Source organism: Roseovarius sp. B08 (genome assembly GCF_051417955.1).
In the GTDB taxonomy this organism is placed as follows: domain Bacteria; phylum Pseudomonadota; class Alphaproteobacteria; order Rhodobacterales; family Rhodobacteraceae; genus Roseovarius.
On the sequence record NZ_JBPRLW010000001.1, the window covers coordinates 1,446,628 to 1,462,103 of the forward strand.

The following is a 15,476-nucleotide window of genomic DNA, read 5'->3' on the forward strand; positions in this document are numbered from 1 at the left end:
CGGCGTTTCGAGATTATGTCGAACGTCGGGTTCGGGTTACGAGTTGCGCGCTTCTTCGACGGCTTCCATGCACGCCGTCTCGTCACCCGCTTCGAGCGCGGCCTTCGCGGTTGCGATCGCGTCCTTGGCCTCTTGCGACATCTCTTGCGAGCCGCTTGCCGAACTGTCTGCGCTGTCGGCGCTGGCGGAGCTGTCGGCGCTGTCGCCCTCCTGCTGCGCCGCGGCATCCTGGCCGGAGGTGGCGACTTGCGACGTGTCGGCGTCAAGCGGCTCGTTGTCGCCGTCCTTGACGACCTCGCCGTCATCGGTGGCGTCGTCGCCGGTGTCGCCGGACGAGGCTGCGGACGTGTCGGTCGCACCAGCGTCCGCATCGGGATCTTCCAGTGGCGCGAGGCTGCCATCCTTGGAGATCTCACCTTCGGTTTCCATGCCGGCCTCGCCGGTCAGCTTGGCCAGTTCTTCCTGGCAATCCGCGAATGCGGGGCCGGACAGGCCGGCGATGGCGCAAAGTGCGATGGCGCTTGTCAGTTTGTGTTTCATGGGTTTCTCCTCCGATTTTTCCATTGCCTCTCCAACGAGACTGTCGCCGTTTCGTTCCGACAGGACCTCGGCGGGCGGCGGGTTTGTGCCGGTGGTGGCGGTGCAAGCCCTTCGCGGTGCGGGCGCAAATTGTCGGGGAAGAATTTTCTTCGTGCGACGGGCGAGAATGGCAGGGTGGCACGCGTTAACCTTTGTTGAGATTTGTTGTTGTCCCGATGCCCGGCCGGTGCGACGGAAATCGGGGATATGGTTCGTCGCGGCCCCCGTGTTAACCTTTTGTTAACGATTTGCAGGCGTGCGAGGGTGTGTTGGATGGGTGAGGTCGAACTGGCCGCGTTGTTATGCGCGTTTCTTGCGGGAAGTGCCGAGGAGCAAAGGCATTACTTCGATGTCGCGGGCATGAAGCGATACGTGCGTGTGGACTGTGAAACCGACCGCCATGTGATCGAGCTTGGGCTCGATGGAAGCCCGAGCGCGCGGGATTCGGTGCATCAGGCGCTGTTTGCGCAGCATCTGACGGGCAAGCAGCCGGTTGTGATCCTGATCGACCGGGACGGGCATGAAGGCCGGTTCGAGTTCGAGATGCGCCATGTCACAAAGGCGGCGGGGGTGCTGTATCTGCGCTGTTCGCAAGGCGCGATCCAGCGTTGGGCGGCGACGTCGGGCCTGCGGCAGGGGATGCCGGGGGCGGATGACCTGCCGGGGCCGGGCGCGGTTGCGGCCAGTTGCGATTTGCAAGCCTTGCGGCGGGCGCGTGGCGCGAGGTCGTGAGGCGGGTGCGCGTTGTCTTTGGTGGAACACAGGTGGGTTTGAAATCCACCCTACGCGGCGTTGACGGGTGAAAATAAGTGTTAACGGGTTGGAACACAGTGTGAACATTGGCTTTCCCTCGGGAGGGGCCCGCGCTATTCTTCGGCCATGAGCAGTTTCGACGAATCCGATGCCTTTGAGAGCGCGTCGCTGGCGACGCGCGCGATGGCGGCCCGCCCGACGCCCTATCTGGATGACCTGAACCCCGCGCAGCGCGAGGCGGTGGAGGCGCTGGAGGGGCCGGTTCTGATGCTGGCGGGCGCGGGCACGGGCAAGACCAAGGCGCTGACCACGCGCATGGTGCATCTGTTGAACACGAACACGGCGCGGCCGAACGAGATTCTGGCGGTGACCTTTACCAACAAGGCGGCGCGCGAGATGAAGATGCGCGTGGGCCGGATGATGGGCGAGGCGGTCGAGGGGATGCCGTGGCTGGGCACGTTCCACTCGATCTGCGTGAAGCTGTTGCGCCGGCACGCAGAGCTGGTGGAGTTGAAGTCGAACTTCACCATTCTGGACACGGACGACCAGCTGCGGCTGCTGAAGCAACTGGTGGCCGCGGCGAATATCGACGACAAGCGCTGGCCCGCGCGTATGCTGGCCGGGATCATCGACCAGTGGAAGAACCGGGCATGGACGCCCGACCAGGTGCCCGCGGCCGAGGCCAGCGCCTATGACGGCAAGGGCGTGGCGCTGTACAAGCAGTACCAGACCCGGCTGCGCGAGCTGAACGCGGTGGATTTCGGCGATCTGCTGCTGCACATGGTGACGATCTTTCAGACCCATGACGACGTGCTGGAGCAGTACCGGCGCTGGTTCCGCTATATCCTGGTGGACGAGTACCAGGATACCAACGTGGCGCAGTACCTGTGGTTGCGGCTGTTGGCGGGGGGGCACAAGAACATCTGTTGCGTAGGCGATGACGACCAGTCGATCTATGGCTGGCGCGGGGCCGAGGTGGGCAACATCCTGCGGTTCGAGACGGATTTTCCGGGGGCGACGGTGGTGCGGCTGGAGCAGAACTATCGCTCGACGCCGCATATCCTGGCTGCCGCGTCGGGCGTGATTGCGGGCAACAGGGACCGGCTGGGCAAGGAGTTGTGGACGCAAGCCGAGGAGGGCGAGAAGGTGCGCCTGATCGGCCACTGGGACGGCGACGAAGAGGCGCGCTGGGTCGGGGAAGAGATCGAGGCGATGCAGCGGGGCACGCGGGGCATGGCGCCGATGAGCCTGGACCACATGGCGATCCTCGTGCGGGCGTCGCACCAGATGCGGTCCTTCGAGGACCGGTTCCTGACGATCGGGATGCCGTACCGGGTGATCGGCGGGCCGCGCTTCTACGAGCGGATGGAGATCCGCGATGCCATGGCCTATTTCCGGCTGGTCGTCAGCCCGGCGGATGACCTGGCCTTCGAGCGGGTGGTGAACACGCCGAAGCGGGGCCTGGGCGACAAGGCGCAGCAGAAGATCCAGGTGACGGCGCGGCAGAATGGCGTGTCGCTGGTGGAAGGGGCTGCGATCCTCTTGGAAGAAAAGGGGCTGACCGGCAAGGGGGCTGCGGAGCTGGGCAAGCTGCTTGATGGTTTTCGGCGCTGGGGGCGGCTGGTGGGAGACAAGGATGTCAGCCACGTCGAGCTGGCCGAGATGGTGCTGGACGAGAGCGGCTATACCGAGATGTGGCAGATGGACAAGACGCCCGAGGCGCCGGGGCGGCTGGAGAACCTCAAGGAACTGGTCAAGGCGCTGGAAGGCTTCGAGAACCTGCAGGGGTTTCTGGAGCATGTCAGCCTGATCATGGACAACGAGAGCGAGGAGGTGGGCGAGAAGGTCAGCATCATGACGCTGCACGCCGCCAAGGGGCTGGAATTTCCCGCCGTGTTCCTGCCCGGGTGGGAGGATGGGCTGTTCCCCAGCCAGCGCAGCATGGATGAAAGCGGGCTGAAGGGTCTCGAGGAGGAACGCCGGCTGGCCTATGTGGGGATCACGCGGGCCGAGGAGGTTTGCACGATTTCCTTTGCGGGGAACCGGCGGGTGTACGGGCAGTGGCAGAGCCAGATGCCGAGCCGGTTTATCGACGAGTTGCCGGAAGATCACGTCGAGGTGCTGACGCCCCCCGGGCTTTATGGCGGGGGCTACGGGGCCGCTGGCGGTGGTCTTGGCACGATCGAGTCCCGTGTCGCGGAGGCCAATGTCTACAACTCGCCGGGATGGCGCCGGATGCAGGCGCGCAGCCAGCCGCGGCCCATGAGCCAGCCGCAGGAGGCGCGTGACATGGTGATCGACGCGCAGGCGGTGAGTGCGCACGAGGTGGGGGAACGGGTGTTTCACCAGAAGTTCGGCTATGGCGCGATCATCGGGATCGAAGGCGACAAGCTGGAGATCGATTTCGAGAAGGCCGGGGTCAAGAAGGTGGTGGCCCGCTTCGTGACCGGGGCGGATGATATACCGTTCTGACGGGGTGGGGTTTCAGTGGCTCCGGTTGCTTAAAGGAGCGCGTTTCACGCGCACAGTACGTCTCGACACCGCCATGTGCGGCGTCTCGCGGGCGTTGCAGATGTCCCGCGTCGTGCTGGGCGTGGCGTGCGTGGCAGGCCGGGGCCTCCGGCGGGAGTATTGTCAAACGGTAATACCTATTTACATCAGGCGTCTAAAGCTTGAGGGAGTATCGCTATCCCTCTTCTTGTCTACGTACATCAATGTCATATCTGATCGAAAACGATGTCTGAAACAATGCCAGATCGCGTGATGGCATCACCTTCGTTGATGGCGCGGGCCTCACCAGCGAGCGCGACAAGGCAATTTCGTGAATGCTGGTGAAGGGCAAGCCCAGAAAGTATCGTCCGATCTGTCCAAGACCACGATTGCGGCCTCTGCCCTGTAGAACGTGTCCAATGCGCCCGGCCATTTGTGCGGGCCTGCTCGGCTGTGACTAGTGGGCGGAATTATCTATGTAAGTCAAATATATATGCTACCTCTCCCGGAGCGGATATATTCTATTTGCTGCCATAGCAATCGCGAAGCCACCTCCGAACGATACGCGCTTGTAGATCGGAAATCATCAATAGGAGAAATTTCTGATCTGACATACTCAGCAAGCTCATCATGACGCAGTTTACTCAGTGGCCTGGCAAGAAGCAGCGACCGAGTCTTGGGACAGGTCATTGGTACAGGACCGACTGCCCCAAAAGCGATCCCAACTTCATGCAGCCATCCATCTTGTATTGTCAGAGCAAGGGCGAGTGAGAGTTTTGCGATGGACTGAGCACGTCTTGGACCGACTTTTCGGAAGATCTGCCAGTTGCTTTCCACCGGGACGGGGATGATAACTCTTACGATCAACTCACCATGGCCCAGCGCCGTCTGCGAGGGTCCTTCAAGGAAGTCCTTGACGGCCACTTGACGAAGCCCTCGGGGACCGTCAACCTCGACGCAGGCTCCCAACGCGACAAGTGCAGGAAGACTGTCTCCGGCAGGCGATGCCGTCGCCATGTTCCCTCCGAGTGTACCCGCATTGCGGACTTGCACAGATCCCACACCCCGGGCGACCATTTGCAAAATTGGAAGATCCACCGAAACCACTGGATCCGAAATAATTTGCGACCATGTAACCAGCGAGCCAATCGAAATTTCTTGTGGCCCCTTGGATATCGAAGTCATGACCGGGTCGCAGATATCGGTCAGGTCCAGAAACTTCGATTGCCTCAGCTTTCCTTCGAACTTAACCAACAGGTCGGTTCCGCCGGCGATTGCGACGCGGTCTGGCTCTGCTTGCAACTCAACGAGTACATCGCGGCGCGTTCGTGTGCTGCGGCGCGCCCGAGGTGGCTCGGAACGTCGCTCGACATCGCGTAGGGCATCACGGATCTTGGAATATCCGGTGCAACGGCAAATATTGCCTTCAAGGCTCGCGTCGATGTCCTCCACAGGTCGAATCTGCCGAAAATGACCAACTGCCGACATGACGATTCCAGGCGTGCAGAACCCACACTGAACTCCGTTATGAACCGCAAGAGATGCGGTGATTTCTCGTCCCAGATCTGTTTCGCGTATTGCTTCTACCGTTTCGACATACTTGCCTTCCAGTGACGAGGCTAATTGCAAGCATGCACAAACAGCGTGACCGTCAACAATAATGGTGCAAGAGCCACATTCCCCTTCTCCGCACCCCTTTTTGGTTCCAAGCAGTCCCAGGTCGTCTCGTAGAACGTCGAGAATAGTCCGGTGTGCCGCAACGATTTGGTGGCGGGTCCCGTTGATAGTGAGGTCCGTCATTCGATACCTCCGGATCCGATGATCTGTTCTGGTGTGATGGGGAACTTGGCGTATCGCTGGCTTGTGAGCCGCGCGAGACCATTGGCGATGGCAGCCGCAACGGGCGTGATACCGATTTCTGCGATACCCCGCGCGCCCAATGGATTGGATGGTTCAGGCGTCGAGACCAGTATCGTCCTGATATCGGGCGGAACATCGCGTATCGTAGGGAGGATATAATTGGAAAACCGATTGTTCTGAACTTCACCGCCGGACAACGCCAATTCCTCGCTGAGCGCGTATCCCAAACCCTGCGCGAAACCTCCCTCGATCTGCCCTTCGACTCCCTTAGGACTGATGACTGTACCTGGGTCGAGATAAGTCTCTGCCTCAGTTACACTGAGATTGCCGGTGACTTCATCCAGAGCAACGCGGACAAGCTGGATGCCATAGGCATATCCCGCATGAGGCGCTCCTTTCTGCAATGGCGCGTCCATGGTTGGAGAGAAGAAGGCGGTTTCTTCAATCCGTCCAACTTCCCCCGCATTCACCCTGGTTCGGACAGCTTCGGCTGCTTTCAAAACAGCGCTTCCCGTTACTGCGATTGATCGCGATCCAACAGTGGACCAGGAATTGGTATGATCAGTAGATCCGTTATGCAGGACAATATGCTCCAACTTGCATTCAAGGGTGGATGCGGCAATCTGCATGAACGCAGCGAGATTGCCTTCTCCCAAATCAGGCTGCGATAGCTCAAGCGAGAAACGGCCATCGTTCTCGCGGCACAACCGGACACTGGATCCGCGTTCGGCACCTGAACCGAGGCCGAAGCCCTGCCATACAAAGGCGATGCCAGTTGCGCTCGAGACGGCTGCCCTACGTTCAGGTGCTCTCAGCAGATGGCTTCTGGATGCCTGTTCGGCCAGACGTCCGAGTGTTGCATCAGAGTGCAGGATATGTCCCGCGCCCGCACGGTCGCCCTGCTTGAGAAGATTGCGGCAGCGAAAAGTGATCGGATCCATGTCTAACTTGGCGGCCAGATCGTCCATCGCCTGCTCAATGCCAAGGATGGCTTGAGGGTTGCCAAACCCCCTGAACGCCGAGGCGTTTCCCGTATTCGTATAAACAACGTCGCCGGTGATCTGCGTTGCCATGAACCGATACGGGCCAGAGGCGTGTTCGGCTGCCAGCACCATGACACCAGGCCCCAGGGTGAGGTAAGCGCCAGTATCGGCAAGTAGCTTGGCGCGAAATCCTGTCAGGTCCCCAGATGCATTCGCGCCCACCTCGACCTCCACATCAAACCGGTGGCGCTTGACTGAGTAGGCGATGCTCTCAGTGCGGTCATAGACCATTTTGGCGGGCCGGCCGGTCTTCTGGGTTACAAGAGCAATATATGCTTGGACGTTAAGGTCTTCCTTTCCTCCAAACGCTCCACCCATCGGGGGATGGCTAACCCATATCTTGTCTTCCGGGAGATTAAGGATCCGGGCAAGTTGAACACGGTCAGCGAAGGGGTTCTGACCGCCGCAGATAACGCAGATCCGACCCTTTTCATCGACGAACGAGATGCCTGCTTCAGGTTCGAGATAAGCGTGCTCTTGGCGTCCCGTTGCATAGGATACCCGGGCGACGACCGCCGATTGTGTCATGGCTTCATCAATATCACCGAAGCCAAAATCGACGTGGTGACACAGGTTGCCCCCGTCATGCAGCTGTGGCGCGCCGGGCTCAAGCGCATACTTGGGATCAAGCAATGCGGGCATGTCCTGATAGATGATTTTGATCCGAACTAGCGCGGCGCGCGCCTGCTCTTCGGTCTCAGCGGCAACAGCAGCGACCACATCTCCAACAAACCGTACACGGCTATCGCAAAATACTGGCTGATCCGGCGCGATAAGGCCGAAGCGGTTGAGCCCACTTATGTCGGCATGCGTCAGAACACACACGACTCCGGCCGACTGCTCTGCCAGACTCGTATCGATGGAGAGGATGAGGGCATGAGGTCGCTGCGCTCGTAGAACCCTGACGTGAACCATCTCAGGGCGCAACAAGTCTGAAGGATACAGAAAGCTTCCATCAGCTTTTGGAAGGGCGTCCCACTTGATTGTTGATTCGCCGATCATACGAGAATCCTCGTTGCACCACTAAAACGAAACGATACGCATCGTGTTGCTCCAAGTCAATCCGATACGTACCGTTGCGCAAGACGAGTTGACAGTGCTAACTGTTGTGCAATGGAGGATTGACGTTATGGCAGACGCAAACGGCCGACGGCGCAGTGGACGCCAGCTTAGTGACGAGGCAACACAGGGCATCCGCACAACCGCATTGAGGCTTGCAAGCGAGATTGGCCCGCAAAACCTAACAATGGAAGGTATTGCTTCCTCTTCCGGTGTAGCCAAGACTACGATCTACCGGCGCTGGCCCAATGCGGCTGCAGTCATCATGGATGCGTTCCTGTGCGACGTCGATCCTATTATCCGATATCGTCCGCAGCCGCAGATCAGTGAAACCATGATTGTCGCGCTCAAAGACTTTGTTCGCTCGCTTACTCCTGAGCGCTTGGCATTGCTTCGACATCTGATTGGCAGTGCACAGGCCGATGAAGAACTTGCGAAAGCTTTCTGGGCAAACTGGATTTCACCTCGTCGCCAAGAGGGGGCTCTCTGTCTTGGCCGCCGCGGGCTTTTCCAATGCTAAAGGAGAGGTCATTCTCGATCTCTTGTATGGAGCCGTCTACTATCGACTGCTGATCCCTTATGCTCAAATTGATGACGCATGGATCGAAGAGATCGTAAGCAACGTATTGAATGAAGGTCAAAAAGTTTAAAAGATTAGATCTTCTATCGCTTGTTCAGTTTGATGTTTCCTGTTCCGGGTGATTGACACCCCCGAGTCGACGGGATTGATGTTGGCCGAAAAAGTGATGGCAGGGATTGCTGACATCACTTTTTCGGTGGTGTTTCAAGCCGCTTGTGTTCTGGGAGGCAGGAAACCTGCGGTCGAGGTCAGCTCTGGCCAAGGGAGCACTGTTTCACCGCAAACCTGCCAGCCCGCCTCACTTTTGCGCAAGCGTAGCTCGTAGAATGCCGGGTGTGCCTGTTGGCTCATTTGCCTGAACAAGATCACGGTCGCTTCGTATTCGCCTGCCTCGACGTGCAAAACCTTCTTCTCAGTGGACAACGGCGGCTCGCCAGCATCACGGCGACTGCTGAATTCCGAGAAAATTTCCTGCTTGGAAAAGCGTGTCACTGTCCCGTCCGGCATCAGGGCCAGAAAAGCTAGATCTTCGGTATAAAGAGGCTCCATCTCCTCTATTCGGTAGTTACTTCCTGTCTCTGCCAGAGCATCGATGAAGTTCAAGATTTCTTGCATTTTACCCATTGTCGCTTTCCTAGTGAGTTTGGATCAACCGCATGCCCTCGGCTCGCAGGTCTGCAGCATCATCGGAAGATGGCCGTCGACTAGTTTCGTTATTAGGTGGATAGGCGGAACATCTATTGTGCCAGCGAAGGTGGAATGCCCTTGCTTCTCACGGGATAGTACGGCCGGGGAAGGTAGAACTCGGCGCCATTGCTTACCGCGGGAGAGGGGGTCTTTAACGGCAACGATCTGAAATTGAATACCGCACTGACCACAACCACAGCGGGCCGCGCGTTCCAGTCTTCCTGAACTGATACCCTTTAAATAGGCTAACCGGCCAAATGGAGACCTGGGTCACTTCCAACTCGCCAAAGCCGTCAATGGCTTTGGCGATTTATGAACCTGGTCAGAAACAGGCGGTAGAGAACGAGGATGGGAGCTGCCAGGAGGAGGAAAGCTGCTACCGTGAGGAATGCACGGCTCCATGCGATATCGTTTGCTTGCAAGGACAGTGAGAGCCCCAATTGCCTGATTGCAGTACGTGTTGCGTCGGATGAGGTCATTCCGTTCTGGTAAAAATAATCCGTAAGTTCGGCAGTTCGCGTCGCCAATATCGGATTTCCGGGAATGAGTTGGCCGGACAGGATCTGGCTGTTCAACTCTGTCTGACGGGTCACGAGGGAACCCAATAGGCCCGTTCCGGCGAGACCTCCAATCTGGCGTGCTGTGAAAAGCAAAGCAGATCCGTGAGCTACTTGGTGTTCTGGTAAGGCCATCATTGCCATCAGTGTGATCGCTAGAAAAAGGAAACCGAGTGAGCCACCCCGGATAAGAATCGCGGGCAATAATTCGGACACACCTGCTCCTGCTCCCTGAAGTGACAATTGCCACATGGCAAGGATGAGCATTGCTACGCCCAAGGGTACCGTCAGCACCATCGGAACCTTCAGAATTGGGAGGGCAAACGCCGATACACACATAGCTAGAAAAAAACTGAAGACACCTGGCAACAATAGTTCAGCAAGCTGTGAGCTGTTCATGCCCAAGACAACCGTCGAATAGGCAGGAATCAAGAATCCTGTGCCAAAAAGCGCGAATCCCGCAACAAAACTTGCCAAGAAGGCGAATGAGAAATCCAGCTCGCGGAAAATTGTGAGGTCGAGCATGCGAAATTCCGGTGCTTTCCGGATCAAGTATCGGATAGCCAAGAGTGTCGCGCTAAATCCTACTAGCGAAGTCAGCAGAATGTGCGGTGCCTCGAACCAGTTCCATCGGTCGCCTTGGGTTGAGATATAAGCTGCGCAGGTGGTACCGATCATCGCAAACACGAAGAACTTGGTGTTAAACGTACCAGGGTAGATCTTAGGGGACCTGCCAACCGCTGTAAGGCGCAAAAGAATTGATGCAAGCAGTGCGATGCCGACAGCCGCCGCTGGTATCCAACGCCAATTCAGCACCAGAAGCATCCAGCCCTCAATTGCAGGTGCAATAGACGCAGCCCCGGCAGCAGAGCCTAAAGCGTAAAACGTCTGGGCAATCGGCTGTTGCCGTCTGGGAAAAGACAAAAATAGCAAAGTTTGCCCTGAAACGACCAATACGCCGCCTGACGCTCCAATACAGGCAACTAAGCCCAACTGGATGAACCAATTGTCGGATAACGTCATCCATGCAAAGCCCGTCGTGATGACTGATAATGCTGCTGACATCGAGGCGCGTGCACCGACTACCGCGCAGGTACAAGGGGCAAATAGATAGCCACCGATCTTTGCTGCTACGTAGGTGATGATCAAAAGCGAGTATTGATCTTGGGTGGTAGAGAATGCTCCGTTGATATCGCTTCGAGCGAAACTGAAAACAGTTGAACCGATCGCATCCGCTAACAGCGCGACCACAACGGCAATGCAAAGTATTGTCTTTTCCAGCCTGTACCGTTGTGGTGACGTAAAAGCCTCGCGAAATTCAGGATTGGAAGTCATTCGCCAGGTTCTTCGTGCTGAGAGGGATATGTCAGTCGTTTTGCAGAATTCTGGTGATCAATGTGGATCGCAACGCGTGCGCTGAGCCCTGGAACCAGACGCAAAGCTTCAGGCGCGTTTGTAAGGCGTATTTTGATAGGAATGCGCTGAACAATTCGCACAAAATTTCCTGTCGCGTTATCTGGTGCGAACAGGCTAAAAACCGAGCCAGATCCTGGTGAGAGGCTATCAACAATTCCGGTGATAGCTGCATCCGGAAAGCCATCTACTTGGATATCGGCGAGTTGACCTGGCCGGATATCTTGTAACTGAGTTTCCAGTAGATTTGTTTCAATCCAAAGCTTCTTGAGTGACACCAGATTGAGTGCCGTGGCGCCGACAGATACAAAGCGCCCAACTTGAACGGTCCGATTGCCCACCACCCCGTCGACCGGAGCCTTTACGATTGTCGACTCCAAATCGATTCTTGCGGAGTTCCGCGTCGCTTTCGCAGCGGCAAGCCTTGCCTCGGCGGACCACCTTTGCCTACGGATTAGTTCCACCTGGCTCTCTGCCGCTGAAAGTGCAGCTCGCGTCATTTCCAGTTTAGCTTCACTTTGAGTGAGGGTACTCCTCGCCTCATCGGAATTTGCCGTTGACCTTGCATCTAGCTTGGCCAATCTATCGACGCGCGTGAATGATAGTTGTGCCAAGGCAAATTCTGCTTGCGCTTGCTTTCTGTTCGCCTCAGCTTGCCTTATCAGCGACCGCTGCACGGTAATTTGCGCATCAAGTGCGGAAATTTCTGCCACTGCTTGGGCGACAGTAGCTTCTGCGCGTTCCAGAGCTAACTTATAACTGCGGTCATCGATCAGGAAGAGAACGTCACCTTTACGTACCGATGCGTTGTCGGGCGCATTAACTTTCGTGACATGGCCTGACACGCGAGGGGCAACCGCGATGATATCGCCTGCCACGTAGGCATCGTCACTGCGAACCTCATGCCGACCAGAGACAAACCAGTAGTTCGCCCAGAAACCCGCCACTACTGCCATGGTTCCAATCAGCGTGGCACGCAGGCAAACTTCAATCTTGCGGTTCATGAGATCGGGTCTCCAATCTGTCGTCAGAGCGCGTTCGCTATTGCTGCGGGTAACGACGGTTGCGAAAGCGATCAACCTGCCTAACCGCAGGGATTGACATACCCATTCGATAGGAACTCGGTTAAATGTTGCGGGTGGAAGTTGCCAACTTTCTATCCACCTGACGACTTGCAATGGAGTACGAGAACTTCACCTAGCCTTAATGCTAGCAGGTCGAAACTCAGCTTCTGCTAACTGTCGTGCTTCACTGGCCACAAATTCGCAAAGTACCTTCACGCGCATGGGAACGGTTTTTCCGAAGGCGTGAAGGGCGTTCAGCGGCAGTTTGGGAAGAGCAATTTCCGGTAGGAGTTCAACCAGCCGCCCTTCTTCGAGATCCTCAGCCACGAGGCATCGCAAGAGGTAAACTGCACCAAGACCACTGTGCACCGCCTGAAGTAAGCCGGTCCCGGAATCGCAATCTATCCTGCCGGAGGGTGTGAAAGTCGTTCCATCGCAAAAACGCACGGGCGAAACCTTGCGGTCGACAAGAAAACGTACGAACGGAAATCGCTCTAAATCCTCCAAAGACGCCGGTTGCCCCAAAGCTTTTATCAAATCTGGAGATGCAGCGAGAACCATTGGCATTTCCGCCAACTTTCGAACGATCAGATCTCCCTCTGTCGGGTATCCAACCCGAAAGGCGACGTCGTAATCTTCGCTAACAAGATTCACGAAGCGATCAGTCAATCCGATTTGAAGGTGCAGCGCCGGATATTTCACAGCAAATCGACTGAAAATACCGGGAAGCAGAAGCGGTGCCAACTCGCCCGGCATCGTGACGCGCAATCGTCCACTGAGGTTGTTCGAGGAACCTATCACGTCAGCGGTCGAATCCAATTCTCGCAAAAGTGGAGAAATATGTTCAAAGACCTGCTGCCCGTCCTGCGTAAGGGTAAGGGCACGCGTCGACCGCAAAAACAGGCGCGTTCCTAACAACTTCTCCAGGCGCGCAACACTTCTTGAGATTGCGGAAGGTGTCGTATTCGTGTTGCGAGCCGCCGCACTAAAAGAGCCGGATTCCACGGTGCGCACAAATGCCAACATGCCCGACGTCTCGTTCAACAGATTTGGCATTTGTCCTCCAGGGAAAAATCATATTCCCGTCGATCATCTAATAGTGCGAGATTTAAGTCGCTACCTCCAGTCTCCAAGAATGGAGAAATGCAATGCAAAATCTGAAAGACAAGGTTGCGGTCGTTACCGGCGGCAATAGCGGAATAGGAAAGGCCATCGCGAAGCTTTTCGCGCAGGAAGGTGCACAGATCGTTATCACCGGTCGTCGACCGGATGCGGTTGATAGCGCGGTGGCGGAAATTGGACAAAATGCTTTGGGCTTTGTCTCGGACGCCTCCGACCTTGCGGAACATCACAAGCTCGCAGAATTCGTTAGAGAGCGCTTCGGTCGCATCGACATTTACATTGCCAATGCCGGTGTGATTAACCTTTCTCGTTCAGAGGCTGTGACGCTGGAAGATTACGACCGCCATTTCGAGACAAATACCCGCGGCGTTTTTTTCGGTGTGCAGACCATTGCGCCTTTGATCCGCGATGGCGGCTCGATTGTCGTGACCGGTTCACTTGCAGCCACCAAAGTACTGCCTGACCATCCCGTTTACGCCGGCTCAAAAGCGGCAGTGGCGGCCTTCGCCAGAAGTTGGGCTATGGAATTCAAGGAGCGCGGAATTCGCGTCAACGTTCTGAGCCCAGGGCCCGTCGAAACCGAAATTCTCGGGAAACTCGGCGTGAGCGAAGTCGATCGTCCTGCATTCGAAGAGCAAATGGCATTGGCTATCCCGGTGGGCCGGATGGGGCGGCCTGACGAGCTCGCTCGTGCCGCACTATTTCTCGCGTCGGATGCAGGCAGCTTCGTCAACGGTATTGAGCTGCATGTGGATGGTGGCATGTCACTTTCATAAGTGAGCAGCAAGTAATGTAGCTATGGATCGTAGCCAGATCCACGAGATCACTAGATTTTCTGGCTAGGGACTTGAGCCATGCAGGAGAATGACCGTTTTCGCATATAAAAGATTTGCTGCAACTGAATGGCCAAGGCGATACGGCTGCATCCGGTGAGATGCGGTATCGCCTTGGCCAACGCTGGGTTCGACAATAGGGTTCCGGCCGCCTCGAACGGGTTGGACGCAAACCTTAAAGTGGAAGGATTTGCAGGCCATCGGGTGCATTATCCCTTGAACCATCACCGCCGATGTCCGTCAGCGGAAGTTTAGGTCCGTAAACCCCTAGGCATCGCTTCGACATACATCGAGAGGACCTATCTCAAGGTGTATGTTCACCTGCTTCTAGGATAACGGAACCTAACTGGCCGCACAGTGTCGCAGCCAAGCCCAGCGTGCAATTCTCTCCTCGGTACTAGCGAAGCAACCGATAACCCCGTCGCGAACTCGCGATCAAAAGGAGACAAACATGAACGTAGAAAACACTTCACTCCAAGGCAGAGCTGAACCTGACGAGTTGGTCTCGTCGCGCTATGCGGTAAAGGTGGGCGAAATTGAGGTGGTGGTAATTAGCGATGGCGTTCTTCCACTGCCAACCGAGATGTTGGCGCATAACGCAGACCCTGCTGTCCGCGCTGCATGGCTGGACGACATGTTTTTGCCGCCCGATGCATTTGACTGGGCCCTGAACGTAGTGATGGTGAAGAGCGGCGATCAAACCATTCTGATTGATGCTGGGTTGGGATTGGATCCAGACCTGAACCTGCCGCGCGCCGGGCAGTCGATCAGACGGTTGGAGACTGCGGGAATTGATCTTGCATCCGTCACAGACGTAGTGCTTACGCATATGCATATGGACCATATTGGCGGGTTGCTTGTTAAGGGGATAAAGGAGCGGCTGCGTCCAGATCTTCGAATCCACGTGGCAGCTGCCGAGGTGAAATTCTGGGAAGCACCCGATTTTGCCCATACCGCGATGCCGCAGGGCTTTCCGGACGCTCTGCGAGCGACTGCCAAGCGCTTTGCGAAAGAATATCAAAGCCACCTGCGAACGTTCGATGACGAACATGTGGTCGCACCGGGCGTGGTTGTGCGTCGAACTGGTGGCCATACTCCGGGGCACAGCGTTGTTCGGGTGTCGTCTCAGGGAGAAGGTCTGGTCTTCGCAGGTGACGCTGTTTTCGCAGTTGGGTTCGACCAGCCCGATTGGCACAATGGTTTCGAACACGATCCCGAAGAGTCCGCCCGTGTCCGAATCCGCCTTCTGGAAGAACTTGCTTCTTCCGGCGAGATGCTGGTGGCAACCCATCTGCCGTTCCCGTCGGTTGGCCGCGTGGCGATTGATGGCGACGCCTTCCGCTGGGTTCCAGTTTTCTGGGACTACTGAACTCACTCACGCTTCAGTTTCTCAGGGTGAAATTTGCAAAGTATGGCAACGGGCGATTTGAAGCCGC

12 protein-coding genes are annotated in these 15,476 nt (G+C 56.8%); 5 read left to right on the forward strand and 7 right to left on the reverse strand.

Annotation, left to right across the window (positions count from 1 at the left end; genetic code table 11):
• Window positions 1–36: 36 nt before the first annotated feature.
• Window positions 37–540 carry a hypothetical protein gene (locus ACSQ76_RS07325; protein ID WP_437156041.1) on the reverse strand — a complete coding sequence of 168 codons (504 nt, stop codon included), beginning with the start codon at window positions 538–540 and terminating at the stop codon, window positions 37–39.
• Window positions 541–852: 312 nt separating this feature from the next.
• On the opposite strand from ACSQ76_RS07325, the gene ACSQ76_RS07330 reads away from it, so the two are divergent.
• Both ACSQ76_RS07330 and ACSQ76_RS07335 read left to right on the forward strand, forming a co-directional pair.
• Complete coding sequence (locus tag ACSQ76_RS07330; protein WP_437156042.1) at window positions 853–1,311, forward strand: hypothetical protein; 459 nt, start codon at window positions 853–855, stop codon at window positions 1,309–1,311.
• 147 nt (window positions 1,312–1,458) lie between these two features.
• On the forward strand, window positions 1,459–3,804 hold the full coding sequence (locus tag ACSQ76_RS07335; protein WP_437156043.1) for an ATP-dependent helicase: 2,346 nt from the start codon (window positions 1,459–1,461) through the stop codon (window positions 3,802–3,804).
• 501 nt (window positions 3,805–4,305) lie between these two features.
• Here the strand turns inward: ACSQ76_RS07335 and ACSQ76_RS07340 are convergent.
• Entirely contained in the window at window positions 4,306–5,622 is a 1,317-nt protein-coding gene (locus tag ACSQ76_RS07340) for an FAD binding domain-containing protein (protein WP_437156044.1), read from the reverse strand.
• Window positions 5,619–7,727: a xanthine dehydrogenase family protein molybdopterin-binding subunit gene (locus ACSQ76_RS07345; RefSeq protein ID WP_437156045.1), complete on the reverse strand. Its 2,109-nt coding sequence runs from the start codon at window positions 7,725–7,727 to the stop codon at window positions 5,619–5,621. Before ACSQ76_RS07345 ends, ACSQ76_RS07340 begins: the two co-directional genes overlap by 4 nt.
• Window positions 7,728–7,854: 127 nt before the next feature.
• Here ACSQ76_RS07345 and ACSQ76_RS07350 point away from each other — a divergent pair, with 127 nt between their 5' ends.
• A complete protein-coding gene (locus ACSQ76_RS07350; protein WP_437156046.1) occupies window positions 7,855–8,304 on the forward strand; it encodes a TetR/AcrR family transcriptional regulator in 450 nt (149 codons plus the stop codon).
• Window positions 8,305–8,568: 264 nt separating this feature from the next.
• Here the strand turns inward: ACSQ76_RS07350 and ACSQ76_RS07355 are convergent, their stop codons facing one another.
• The 4 genes from ACSQ76_RS07355 to ACSQ76_RS07370 all read right to left on the reverse strand — a co-directional run bounded on the left by ACSQ76_RS07355 (window position 8,569) and on the right by ACSQ76_RS07370 (window position 13,141).
• Window positions 8,569–8,988, reverse strand: a complete 420-nt coding sequence (locus ACSQ76_RS07355) for a hypothetical protein (protein ID WP_437156047.1) — start codon at window positions 8,986–8,988, stop codon at window positions 8,569–8,571.
• Window positions 8,989–9,344: 356 nt separating this feature from the next.
• Complete coding sequence (locus tag ACSQ76_RS07360; RefSeq protein ID WP_437156048.1) at window positions 9,345–10,943, reverse strand: MFS transporter; 1,599 nt, start codon at window positions 10,941–10,943, stop codon at window positions 9,345–9,347.
• Window positions 10,940–12,025 (reverse strand): HlyD family secretion protein, encoded by a 1,086-nt coding sequence (locus ACSQ76_RS07365; protein WP_437156049.1) that lies wholly within the window; start codon window positions 12,023–12,025, stop codon window positions 10,940–10,942. The genes ACSQ76_RS07360 and ACSQ76_RS07365 overlap by 4 nt, the downstream gene beginning before the upstream one ends.
• Before the next feature lie 189 nt (window positions 12,026–12,214).
• Window positions 12,215–13,141 (reverse strand): LysR family transcriptional regulator, encoded by a 927-nt coding sequence (locus ACSQ76_RS07370; protein WP_437156050.1) that lies wholly within the window; start codon window positions 13,139–13,141, stop codon window positions 12,215–12,217.
• 92 nt (window positions 13,142–13,233) lie between these two features.
• Here ACSQ76_RS07370 and ACSQ76_RS07375 point away from each other — a divergent pair, with 92 nt between their 5' ends.
• Window positions 13,234–13,983 carry an SDR family NAD(P)-dependent oxidoreductase gene (locus tag ACSQ76_RS07375; RefSeq protein WP_437156051.1) on the forward strand — a complete coding sequence of 250 codons (750 nt, stop codon included), beginning with the start codon at window positions 13,234–13,236 and terminating at the stop codon, window positions 13,981–13,983.
• Between the two features lie 508 nt (window positions 13,984–14,491).
• Window positions 14,492–15,409 (forward strand): MBL fold metallo-hydrolase, encoded by a 918-nt coding sequence (locus ACSQ76_RS07380; RefSeq protein ID WP_437156052.1) that lies wholly within the window; start codon window positions 14,492–14,494, stop codon window positions 15,407–15,409.
• Window positions 15,410–15,476: the final 67 nt, after the last annotated feature.

Excerpts from the sequence above, each read along its gene's own strand:
- ACSQ76_RS07360 (WP_437156048.1), bottom strand. The coding sequence starts at position 10,943 with ATGACTTCCAATCCTGAATTTCGCGAGGCTTTTACGTCACCACAACGG.
- ACSQ76_RS07355 (WP_437156047.1), bottom strand. The coding sequence starts at position 8,988 with ATGGGTAAAATGCAAGAAATCTTGAACTTCATCGATGCTCTGGCAGAG.
- ACSQ76_RS07375 (WP_437156051.1), top strand. The coding sequence starts at position 13,234 with ATGCAAAATCTGAAAGACAAGGTTGCGGTCGTTACCGGCGGCAATAGC.
- ACSQ76_RS07330 (WP_437156042.1), top strand. The coding sequence starts at position 853 with ATGGGTGAGGTCGAACTGGCCGCGTTGTTATGCGCGTTTCTTGCGGGA.
- ACSQ76_RS07345 (WP_437156045.1), bottom strand. The coding sequence starts at position 7,727 with ATGATCGGCGAATCAACAATCAAGTGGGACGCCCTTCCAAAAGCTGAT.
- ACSQ76_RS07370 (WP_437156050.1), bottom strand. The coding sequence starts at position 13,141 with ATGCCAAATCTGTTGAACGAGACGTCGGGCATGTTGGCATTTGTGCGC.
- ACSQ76_RS07380 (WP_437156052.1), top strand. The coding sequence starts at position 14,492 with ATGAACGTAGAAAACACTTCACTCCAAGGCAGAGCTGAACCTGACGAG.
- ACSQ76_RS07340 (WP_437156044.1), bottom strand. The coding sequence starts at position 5,622 with ATGACGGACCTCACTATCAACGGGACCCGCCACCAAATCGTTGCGGCA.
- ACSQ76_RS07325 (WP_437156041.1), bottom strand. The coding sequence starts at position 540 with ATGAAACACAAACTGACAAGCGCCATCGCACTTTGCGCCATCGCCGGC.
- ACSQ76_RS07350 (WP_437156046.1), top strand. The coding sequence starts at position 7,855 with ATGGCAGACGCAAACGGCCGACGGCGCAGTGGACGCCAGCTTAGTGAC.
- ACSQ76_RS07365 (WP_437156049.1), bottom strand. The coding sequence starts at position 12,025 with ATGAACCGCAAGATTGAAGTTTGCCTGCGTGCCACGCTGATTGGAACC.
- ACSQ76_RS07335 (WP_437156043.1), top strand. The coding sequence starts at position 1,459 with ATGAGCAGTTTCGACGAATCCGATGCCTTTGAGAGCGCGTCGCTGGCG.